We start from the raw sequence: 10,173 nt of genomic DNA, 5'->3' as shown, positions 1-10,173 counted from the left end.
TGTTGATTACGGCGATCGGCGTCAGTTTGCTGATCGAATATACGACGATGTTTTTCCTGACACCGCAACCGCGCACGTTTCCGCCGGTGTTTGAGAATACGACATACAATCTCGGGCCGATCGTGGTCAGTCTGCAGCAAATCGTCATCTTGGTGTCCGCGCTGGTGCTGATGGCGTTATTGACCTACATTGTGCAATACACGACGATGGGCAAAGCCATGCGCGCTGTTTCGTTTGATACGGAAGCGGCGCAGCTGATGGGCATCCATGTCGATCGCGTCATTTCGTTTACGTTCGCGTTGGGCTCGGGTCTCGCCGGCGCGGCGGGCGTGCTCGTCGGCGTCTACTATAACTCGATTGATCCGCTGATGGGCATCATGCCCGGTCTGAAAGCTTTCGTCGCCGCCGTTTTGGGCGGTATCGGCATCGTGCCGGGCGCGATGTTTGGCGGCTTGATCCTTGGTGTCGTGGAAGCGCTCGTGAGTGGTTTTATTTCCTCGACATTCCGCGACGCGGCGGCGTTCGGTATTCTCATCTTAATTTTGCTGATTAAGCCGACCGGCTTACTGGGCAAAGTGGAAGGGGAAAAGGTGTAATGATGATAGCCAAAAAACGTAAATACGACGCCCTTTGGTGGGTGTTGGCGCTCGCTCTTTACGCCGTTTTCTACTTCCTCGTCGAAGAAAAAGTTTTGCCGAATTTCTGGCGGCTGCAGGTGGTCGTGATTGCGATCAACATTATTATGGCGGCGAGCCTGAACCTGATTAACGGCATCACCGGTCAATTTTCGCTCGGTCACGCGGGCTTTATGGCGGTGGGCGCGTATGTCTCCGCCGTCGGCACCGTCTTTTATGACTGGCCCTTTGCCGTGAGTCTGTTAGCGGGCGGTCTCGCCGCGGCGGCGATCGGTTTTCTGATCGGTATTCCGACGTTGCGGCTGGACGGGGACTACCTGGCGATTGCGACGCTCGGCATGGGGGAAATTATCCGCGTTTGCATTTTGAACATCGAAGCGATCGGCGGCGCGTCCGGCATGACGGGAATCCCGAAAGAAACCACTTTTTCATGGGTGTTCCTGATGATGTTGGTCACGTTGTATGTGCTGAAAAACATGATTAATTCGACCTACGGTCGCGGCTGCATCTCCGTGCGTGAAAACGCGATCGCCGCGGAAGCGATGGGGATCCACACGACGCGCTACAAGGTGCTCGCGTTTACGATCGGCGCGCTGTTTGCCGGACTTGCGGGCGGACTTTTCTCGCATTACTTTTCCATCGCGCACCCGTCGAGCTTTACGTTCCTGAAATCGTACGACTACCTCACCATGGTCGTGCTGGGCGGTCTCGGCAGTATGACGGGCTCGGTGGTCGGCGCGGTGATGCTGACATTTCTCACGGCGGCGCTTTCGGATTATCCGGAATTCCGCATGATCATTTACGCGCTGATGCTCATCCTCTTGATGATGTTCCGGCCGCGAGGCCTGTTCGGCAACCAGGAACTGACCTCGTTCCTGCCGAAGTGGGGCAAGGGAGGTGACCGTCATGGCGCTCTTAGAAACGACTAGTGTCGCTAAAATTTTCGGCGGTATCAAAGCCGTGCAGGACTTTACGATACATATTGACGCGGGCGAATTGATCGGTCTGATCGGTCCGAACGGCGCCGGGAAAACGACGGCGTTTAATCTCTTGACCGGCGTGTATCGTCCGAGCATGGGCGAGATTCGCTTTGACGGACAGTCGCTGGTCGGTAAAAAACCGTACCAGATTACCGCGGCGGGGATCGCGCGAACGTTTCAAAATATTCGTCTTTTCGGCGATCTTTCCGTACTGGAAAATGTCAAAATCGCCTGCAACCTGCACGCGCGTTATTCGCTTTTGGAAAGCGTATTGCGCGTCGGTCGCTACGGTCGTGAAGAAGAAGCGATCGAAGCGCGGGCGTTACAACTATTGCAACTTTTCAATCTTGACGCCAAACGCGACGAACTGGCGCGCAACTTGCCTTACGGCGAACAGCGCCGTCTCGAAATCGCGCGCGCGTTGGCGACCAAACCGCGTTTGCTGCTTTTGGATGAGCCCGCGGCGGGGATGAATCCGCAGGAAACGGCGGAGCTGACGCAATTAATTCGGCGCTTGCGTGATGAATTTTCCCTGGCGATTCTTTTGATCGAACACGATATGGGTCTGGTCATGCAACTTTGCGAACGGATTTATGTACTGGACTACGGTAAAATTTTAGCGCATGGCGTACCGGATGAAATTCGCCACAATCCGGACGTTATCAAGGCTTATTTGGGAGCGGAGGCATAAGATGCTCGAAGTCAATGACATTCACGTGTACTACGGCGCCATCCATGCCTTGAAAGGCGTGAGCCTATCCGTGAAGGAAGGACAGATCGTCGCTCTCATCGGGGCCAACGGCGCCGGCAAATCCACGACGCTTCGGACGATTTCGGGCCTGCTGCGGCCTAAAGTCGGCGACATCACTTTCGAAGGCGACAGCATCACGAAGAAAAATGTGCAGTCGATTGTCCGCAGCGGGATCAGTCAGGTGCCGGAAGGGCGCCGCATTTTCGCGCCGCTTACCGTTTTGGAAAATCTCGAACTCGGCGCGTTCACACGCAAAGATAAAGACGGCGTCGCTCACGACATGGAACTGGTTTTCAAACGTTTCCCGCGTCTGGCGGAGCGTAAAAAACAGTTGGCAGGTACGCTTTCCGGCGGTGAACAACAAATGCTCGCGATGGGGCGCGCGTTGATGAGCCGGCCGCGGCTGCTGCTTTTGGACGAACCGTCCATGGGACTTTCGCCGTTATTCGTCAAAGAAATTTTTGATATTATTCAGCATATCAATGAGCAGGGCACCACGATTTTGCTCGTCGAGCAAAATGCGCATATGGCGATGTCGATCGCCGATTACGCATACGTTCTGGAAACCGGCAAGATCACGTTGGAAGGACCGGGTCAGGAACTGATGCGGAGCGAAGCCGTACGCGCGGCGTATCTCGGAGGCTGAACACGAAAAAAGACCGTTTCACGTGAAACGGTCTTTTTTGATGTTTTTTACCACATCGGTATGGGAAAGAGAAAGCGCGCCAGATAAATCACTGAGGTCAGCGTGAAACAACTCATGACAAACCCGAGCATGACGACTTGCGTAGCATAACCGGGATAGTTGTCGAAGTCGACGGCGAACATGACGCTGTTGACGGCGCTCGGTACGGCGGAGAAAATCAAAAATACCTGCGAGGTCAGAGGATCGAAACGACCGTACGTGTAAATAATCGCGAGCGCAAAGAGCGGACCGAGGATCAGACGAGTGAAGATCGCGAGCCACACATCGGGGTTGAACCAAGTCAATGTCGTGCGGTGCAGCTGAATGCCCAGCGTCACCATCGCGATGAACGGCAATGATTTCGCCGCCATGGAAAGCATCGGCCAAACGAACCAGATGTCTACCGGAAGCGCCAGCCATTTGCAAAAAATGACGCCGAAAATGACGTACAATGTCGGCATATGCAGTACCATCAACATCGCGTCGCGCGCCGTCATGCGACCCTTGCCGGCCAAGTACAGGCCGATGGTGTTGACGGAAACGTTCATCAAGATCAAAAGCACGGTGATGGCGGCCATCGCGGCATCATGATACGGCGCTTCCAGGCCCTTGGTAAACGGCGGATTGGAATAGATCAACGTGATCATCGAGACGCCTACGTTACCGCAGTTGCTGAACATCGTGCCGATGCGAAACGCCTCCCGCATGCCGCTGTCATAGCCGCGCAGTTTAGCGACGCCGGTGGCGAACAGACTGTGGAGCAGAAACAGTAACGCGCCCGCCGCGAACAGAACCATCATGCCGACATCGAACGGCATCAGGAAAATGCTGCGGAAAATAAACGAAGGTAAGATGATATAAAACGTTAATTTGGTTAAAGATTTGACATCAATCGGAAACATGCTGTCCAGCCAATAGCCGAGCGCGGCGATCCCAATCAGCGGCAACATGTTGTACACTAAAATATGAATAATTTCCATCGCTGGACTCCCTTGTTATTGTTAGAATAGCACAAAATAAGAAAATGTGGGCGGCGGTCGCACGACAGGTCAGCGCATATGGTAAAATAGATAAAGTATCATTACAGTGCGAAACTATTTTGAGGGGTGCCTTTGCGGCACGGGATTGGATGACGGGGTGAGCGGGTGCAGTTAAAGAAAACGGTATGGCGATTACGCGCGCAAGGCGGTTATGACAGGCCGCCTGTTTGGCGACTGCCGACAACAAAAACGATAACGGACGCGCTCTCGCAAACGATCCAAGGCGCGCCGGCGCCCTCGCTTATCGCGCTGCAGGAAGCTTTTGCCGCGTATTTACAACGGCACGGCGCAGCCGTTACGCCCGCCGCGATTCGCTTCGGCATCCGTAAAGAGGAATTGGCGACGCTTTGGGAAGCGGGTCATATTTTTGCCGTCACCGAGCCGGACGAGCTGACTATTTTTGATCGCCAGGTGGCGGAAGGTCATACCGGCGACTGGGACGCGGGTTACTATCGCGGCGTGGAATATATCAGCGGTTTTGATGAAATCGATTGGCGCATCGGTTTGCCGGCGCATGAACCCGGATTGTTGTATATCGCGCAGCCGTCACTCGCGACGGGGGTCGCGCTGACCGCGCGCGATCAGTTGCGTTGGGTGCGTTACGCCGAGCAGTCGGGTCTGACGCTGATTGCCGACGCCAGTTTTGCGCCGTATTTAAGGGAGGCGCAGTCGTTTTACGCGATCGACGGGGCCGCATCATGCGTGCTGACCGTATATGATTTCGCCGCGCTCGGTTTGCCGGGGTTAACGGCGGTCATTGTGCCGGATGAGTTTGCGGCCGATCGTTCGGACCAACATGCGTATCCGGCGGCGGATGTCGTGCGCAAGTATCTCGGCGCGCCCGACGTGTCGCCGCTCTTGCTCGCGGGACTGCATGCGTGGTTGAGCGACGCGGGGCAAACGGAGTGGAGCGCGACGTTGGAAGCGTATGCCGCGCGCCAGAAAACCGTTCGCGATGAGCTCGAGGCGAACGGGATTCCCTATTGGGGAGAACCGACGTTACCGTATTTGTGGCTGGCGGCGCAGGATCTGCCGCGGCACGAAGCCTTTTCCGCGACGGAACTCGTGGCGGGCGAAGTGTACGGCGGCGCGGGAGAGACCTTTGCGCAACTGCGCTTAACGCAGGCATAAAGAATAGAGTGAGGTAAGTATGAGTACAAATTTACAGGTAGGCATTGTCGGTTTACCGAATGTCGGTAAATCGACGTTATTTAACGCGATTACCAAAGCGGGCGCGGAAGCGGCGAACTATCCGTTCTGCACGATCGAACCGAACGTGGGCATCGTGGAACTTCCCGATGCGCGACTCGATGTGCTGACGGAAATGTTTCAGCCGGAACGGCGCATTCCCGCCGTCATGCGCTTCGTCGATATCGCGGGTCTGGTGGCGGGCGCGTCAAAGGGCGAAGGCCTCGGCAATCAGTTTCTCGCGCATATTCGTGAAACGGACGCGATCGCGCAAGTCGTGCGCTGCTTTGAAAATGAAAATGTCACGCATGTGGAAGGTTCGATTGATCCGCTGCGCGATATTGAAATTATTATGACGGAGCTGGGGCTTGCCGACTTGGACGCGGTGGCGAAACGCCGCCAGCGAATTGAAAAAGTCGCGAAATCCGGCAACAAAGAAGCGAAAGCGGAACTCGATGTGTTGCTTAAAGTCGAAGCGTGTTTGAGCGAAGGCAAGCCCGCGCGTCTGGTGGAACTGACGCCGGAAGAGGAAGCACTGATTCGCGAATTGAATTTGCTCACGCGCAAACCGGTACTCTATGTCGCCAACATCGGCGAAGATGAAATTTCCGATCCGCTGGCGAATTCGCACGTCGTGCGCGTCAAAGAATTGGCGGAGTCGGAAGGCGCGCAATGGGTCACGATTTCCGCCGCGATCGAAGCGGAAATCGCCGAGCTCAGCCCGGAGGAAGCGAAAGTTTTCCTGGAGGATTTGGGCGAGGAGGAAGCGGGTCTGGATCGTTTGATCAAAGCCGCGTACTCGCTTCTCGGCTTAATTAACTTTTTCACCGCCGGCAGCGACGAATGCCGCGCCTGGACCATTGTCGAAGGCACGAAAGCACCGCAGGCCGCGGGTAAAATTCACACGGATATCGAACGCGGTTTCATTCGCGCGGAAATCGTTTCTTACGATGATTTGATCGCGGCCGGTTCGATGGCCAAGGCGCGTGAAGAAGGCGTGCTGCGACTCGAAGGTAAAGATTACGTCATGCGTGACGGCGACGTTACGTATTTCCGGTTTAACGTATAAATAAAAAAAATTGGCCGCGCCGTCCGCGACATGGTTCGCGGGGCGGCGGCTGCAGTGATATTTAGCATGCGCCCATAGCTCAGGGGATAGAGCAGCGGTTTCCTAAACCGCGTGTCGGATGTTCGAATCATCTTGGGCGCACCAATCATTTTGGGAGGCATTATGAAACCTACGGTATTTCCGTTGGCGACGGATCGGGTTCGCGTGACCATGGAAGATTTGGCGCAGGCGATTGTGGAGGCGCGACGCTGTTTGCATTGCCCGCGTCCGACCTGCCGGACCGGTTGCCCGATCGGTAATGAAATCCCTGAATTTATCGCTGAACTGGCCGTCGGTAATATCGGCGCGGCGATTCGGATCATCAATGAGCGCAGTAATTTGCCGTCCGTCTGCGGACGCGTGTGCCCGCACGAAAATCAATGCCAGGGGCATTGCATTTTAAATCGGCGTCATCAGCCGGTGAAAATCGGTCTGATTGAAAGCGTTATCGGCGATGTGGCGAATGCGATGATGCTCAACACGCCGCGTCGACTGCCGCGCAAAAAAGAAAAGGTGGCGGTCATCGGCTCGGGGCCGGCCGGCTTGACGGTGGCCAACGATTTGCGCCAACTCGGTTATAATATCGACGTGTACGACAGCGCGGCCGAACCGGGCGGCGTGTTGCTGCACGGGATTCCTTCGTTTCGGATCAATAAAGCGGTCGTGCGTTTTGAAACGGAACGGCTGACCGCCATGGGCGTGAAATTTCTTTGCGGCCAAACATTCGGCAAGGATTTTACGTTGGCGGATTTAGAGGCGGACGGTTATCAGGCTGTTTTTCTCGGCGTCGGTACGACGCAACCGCGGGACTTGCCGTTGCAAAATGATGATCTGCCGGGCGTGTTGCAGGCGATGGATGTGCTGCATGCGGCGCAGGCGCTGGCGGATCATCAACTGACGAAAGAAGAGTTTGTCATTCAGCGCGAGGATCGCGTGGTGGTGATCGGCGCGGGCAATGTCGCGATGGATGCGGCGCGTACGGCGTTGCGCGCGGGCGCGCGGAAAGTCACGGTCGCGTATCGACGCACGCAGGAATTTATGGCCTGTCTGCCGTCGGAATACGAAGCGGCGGCGGCGGAAGGCGTCGAATTCCGATTTTTGGCGGCGCCGATCGGTGTGGCGGGGCATGAAAAAGTCGACGCCTTTATTTACGAAGAGCAGGCGATCAATGACTTGGGCGAGCTGCGCGGCACGGGCACACGCAAGGAAATTCCCGTGGACAAAGTGATTATCGCGGTCGGGCATGTGCCGAGCACCTTGCTGCGGGCGAGTTTGCCGAGTCTCGAAAACGATCACGCCGGCTATATTCAGGTGCGAAAAGAGCCGTACTACGGCGCGACGAATTTGCCGGGCGTATTTGCGGCGGGCGACATCGTGCATCGTCCGGCGACCGTGGTGTTGGCGATGCGCGAAGCGAAAAAGACCGCGCAGGGCATGGCGGCTTATATGGATAAGCTCGCCGCCGCCCAAAAAGCTGCCGAAGGTCAAAAAGAGACGGCGAAGAGTCCGGACACACCCGCGAAATAAAAGCATGAATATGCGCAAAGAAAACTGCTTCGAAAAAGAAAGTTTTTCGAAGCAGTTTTTGTGATATAATAAAAGTCTGCGTGATTACAATAAAATGCGTCTAAATACAACGAAACGAATGAATCGTTACGAATGACAGAATCACGGAAGAAAGAAGGAATACGATGGAATTATGGCGCAAAAATTTATATTATTTGGTCGCGGTGCAAGTTTTGGCGGGAACATCGATTATCGGACTGATTTCCTTTGTGCCGTTATTTGTACACGAACTCGGGGTGACGGATCCCGGCGCGGCCGGCATGTGGGCCGGTCTGATCACGGGCGTGACGAGCTTTACGGCGGCGCTGGCCAATCCGTATTGGGGCGCGTACGGCGATCGTAAAGGCCACAAACGAATTTTACTGCAAATTTTAGCGGCGCTTACGGCGGTGCTGGCGCTGATGTCATTGGTTCAGACACCGTTTCAGCTGCTGCTGCTGCGCGCCATTCAAGGTTGCGTGGGCGGTTTTATCGCGGCGGGTTTGGCGATGGTGGCGATCATCACGCCGGAAAAATATTCGACGTACGCGCTCGGCACGTACCAGACGGGGATCGTCCTCGGGGCGACGATCGGTCCGGTGTTCGGCGGGATTCTCGCGGATATCATCGGTTACCGTGAAACCTTTCTTTGCTTCGCGGCGCTGCTGGCTTTGGGCTACTTCGTGACGCGCCGATTTATTCACGAAGATTTTCAGCCGAAGCCGCAAAAGGCGAAAGAATCCATCATTAAAAATGTGGGTTACTTTTTCTCTCTGCCGATTGTGCGCCTGATGATGCTGATTCAATTTTTCGTCAATTTCGCATTGACCGGTTTGGGGCCGATTTTGCCGCTGTACGTGAAAGGCATGGTGGGTGATACCGCGGTGCTCGCCAGCATCTCGGGGATCATTTTGGCGATCGGCGGCGTCGCGAGTGCGACGACATCGCTCAACATGGGACGCATCATCCAATGGTTGAGTCATCGCGAAGTGTTGCTGATCGGCTCGTTTCTGGCAGGACTTTTTTTCATCGCCCAATATTTCGCGCCGAATGTCTGGTGGCTCGGGTTATTCCGCTTCTTCAACGGCGCGGCGATCGGCTGTTTGATGCCCAGCGCGAATGCGATCATTGCGCGCTCCGTGCCGGATGAAAAGCGCGGCATCGCGTTCGGCGTCACGTCCAGTTTTTCCTTGATGGGCAACGTATTCGGACCGATGGTGTCCGGCTACCTGGCGATGACGTTGGGCCTGAGCTCGGTCTTTTGGTCGACCGCACTCGCCTTTTTCCTGATCACGGTCATGGTGTATACGCAATTGTCTGAAAAATATATCCAGAAATATTTTTAAACCGGAGAGATCTCCGGTTTTTTTATACAAAAAATAAAAGCGGCGCGCGCCTTTGCTATAATAAAACAAAGAGGAGGAGCTATGGCAGACGCAATCGAATTATGGCTCGGACGGGCCGGCAGCGGTAAGACGATGCGGTGCTTCAAAGCGCTTGAAGAACATGCGGCGGCGCATCCGCTCGAACGCTGCATTTTGCTGGTGCCCGACGCGGCGACGTACACGGTGGAGCGGGAACTTGCCGCGTATTTACCGGGGCGCGGTTTCGGCAATATCGAAGTGCTCGGTTTCGCGCGGCTCGCGTATCGCATCTTTGATGAACAGGGCACGCAGGGCGGCAAAGGCTTGCCCGTGCTCGGGCGCCAAATTATTTTGCGACGTTTACTGCTTGCGCACGGCGATGCGTTTACGACGCTTGCCCGCGCGGCGCGGCAACCGCATTTCACCGAAGTGTTTGATCACCAGCTGCAGGAATTGGGTCATTACCAATTAGAGCCGGACGATTTGCGCCGGGCGGCGGAGGAAGCGACCCCCGCGCTCGGCAATAAACTGCGGGACACGGCGTTGTTGGCGCAAGCCTATCAGGAATATCTGGCGGAGCATTTTCCCGATTATGAAGCGCAAACGGAAAATCTGTTGCGCGCTATTGAAACGTCGCAATACCTTGCCGAAGCATCCATTTGGGTGGACGGCTTCCTCGAATTTCTGCCGCGCGACTGGACGATTGTCGAAGCGGTCATGAAGCGGGCGAAACATGCCGTCATGACCTTGCTTTTGCCGCCGGAAGATCCGCTGCAGGCGACGGCGCCGACATCGCTTTGGCACAGCTCCTGGAAAATTTACGAAGCGGCGCATCACGCCTTTGCGAAGATTACCGAAATCGGTTTGACGGACACAC

The 10,173-nt window shown here is 55.5% G+C and carries 10 protein-coding genes and 1 tRNA gene; 10 read left to right on the top strand and 1 reads right to left on the bottom strand.

Translation table 11 applies throughout. The features are described from left to right. From KH813_RS04740 to KH813_RS04725, 4 genes are all read left to right on the top strand, one after another. Positions 1 to 596: branched-chain amino acid ABC transporter permease (locus KH813_RS04740; RefSeq protein WP_303993889.1), on the top strand; the 596-nt coding region annotated here is incomplete at its 5' end. Continuing rightward, the gene (locus tag KH813_RS04735; protein WP_024048069.1) at positions 596 to 1,564 is read left to right on the top strand and encodes a branched-chain amino acid ABC transporter permease; all 969 of its coding nucleotides are present in this window, start codon (positions 596 to 598) and stop codon (positions 1,562 to 1,564) included. The genes KH813_RS04740 and KH813_RS04735, both read left to right, overlap by 1 nt. Further along, complete coding sequence (locus KH813_RS04730; protein WP_303993883.1) at positions 1,542 to 2,306, top strand: ABC transporter ATP-binding protein; 765 nt, start codon at positions 1,542 to 1,544, stop codon at positions 2,304 to 2,306. Before KH813_RS04735 ends, KH813_RS04730 begins: the two co-directional genes overlap by 23 nt. A 1-nt stretch (position 2,307) precedes the next feature. Beyond that, positions 2,308 to 3,012 (top strand): ABC transporter ATP-binding protein, encoded by a 705-nt coding sequence (locus KH813_RS04725; protein WP_303993880.1) that lies wholly within the window; start codon positions 2,308 to 2,310, stop codon positions 3,010 to 3,012. A 47-nt stretch (positions 3,013 to 3,059) separates the two neighbouring features. On the opposite strand, the gene KH813_RS04720 is transcribed toward KH813_RS04725, so the two are convergent. Continuing rightward, positions 3,060 to 4,031 carry an AEC family transporter gene (locus tag KH813_RS04720; protein WP_303993876.1) on the bottom strand — a complete coding sequence of 324 codons (972 nt, stop codon included), beginning with the start codon at positions 4,029 to 4,031 and terminating at the stop codon, positions 3,060 to 3,062. Positions 4,032 to 4,196: 165 nt separating this feature from the next. Here KH813_RS04720 and KH813_RS04715 point away from each other — a divergent pair, with 165 nt between their 5' ends. From KH813_RS04715 to KH813_RS04690, 6 genes are all read left to right on the top strand, one after another. Beyond that, positions 4,197 to 5,222 carry a hypothetical protein gene (locus KH813_RS04715; protein WP_303993873.1) on the top strand — a complete coding sequence of 342 codons (1,026 nt, stop codon included), beginning with the start codon at positions 4,197 to 4,199 and terminating at the stop codon, positions 5,220 to 5,222. Between the two features lie 19 nt (positions 5,223 to 5,241). Next, entirely contained in the window at positions 5,242 to 6,348 is a 1,107-nt protein-coding gene (gene ychF / locus KH813_RS04710; RefSeq protein ID WP_303993870.1) for a redox-regulated ATPase YchF, read from the top strand. 68 nt (positions 6,349 to 6,416) lie between these two features. Then, positions 6,417 to 6,492, top strand: a tRNA-Arg gene (locus KH813_RS04705). Positions 6,493 to 6,510: 18 nt separating this feature from the next. After that, entirely contained in the window at positions 6,511 to 7,914 is a 1,404-nt protein-coding gene (locus KH813_RS04700; RefSeq protein ID WP_303993867.1) for an FAD-dependent oxidoreductase, read from the top strand. 164 nt (positions 7,915 to 8,078) lie between these two features. Then, entirely contained in the window at positions 8,079 to 9,278 is a 1,200-nt protein-coding gene (locus KH813_RS04695) for an MFS transporter (protein ID WP_303993864.1), read from the top strand. Positions 9,279 to 9,359: 81 nt separating this feature from the next. Further along, on the top strand, positions 9,360 to 10,173 hold an 814-nt coding region (locus tag KH813_RS04690; protein WP_369694436.1), incomplete at its 3' end, for a PD-(D/E)XK nuclease family protein.

The sequence above is a fragment of the Negativicoccus succinicivorans genome (assembly GCF_018373335.1).
In the GTDB taxonomy this organism is placed as follows: Bacteria; Bacillota; Negativicutes; order Veillonellales; family Negativicoccaceae; genus Negativicoccus; species Negativicoccus succinicivorans_A.
The sequence above is the reverse complement of the archived record's forward strand: the minus strand, read 5'-3'. Positions and strand labels throughout refer to the sequence as shown.

Coding starts and splice junctions, on each gene's coding strand:
- KH813_RS04725 (WP_303993880.1), top strand. CDS start 2,308: ATGCTCGAAGTCAATGACATTCACGTGTACTACGGCGCCATCCATGCC.
- KH813_RS04695 (WP_303993864.1), top strand. CDS start 8,079: ATGGAATTATGGCGCAAAAATTTATATTATTTGGTCGCGGTGCAAGTT.
- KH813_RS04735 (WP_024048069.1), top strand. CDS start 596: ATGATGATAGCCAAAAAACGTAAATACGACGCCCTTTGGTGGGTGTTG.
- KH813_RS04730 (WP_303993883.1), top strand. CDS start 1,542: ATGGCGCTCTTAGAAACGACTAGTGTCGCTAAAATTTTCGGCGGTATC.
- KH813_RS04700 (WP_303993867.1), top strand. CDS start 6,511: ATGAAACCTACGGTATTTCCGTTGGCGACGGATCGGGTTCGCGTGACC.
- ychF (WP_303993870.1), top strand. CDS start 5,242: ATGAGTACAAATTTACAGGTAGGCATTGTCGGTTTACCGAATGTCGGT.
- KH813_RS04720 (WP_303993876.1), bottom strand. CDS start 4,031: ATGGAAATTATTCATATTTTAGTGTACAACATGTTGCCGCTGATTGGG.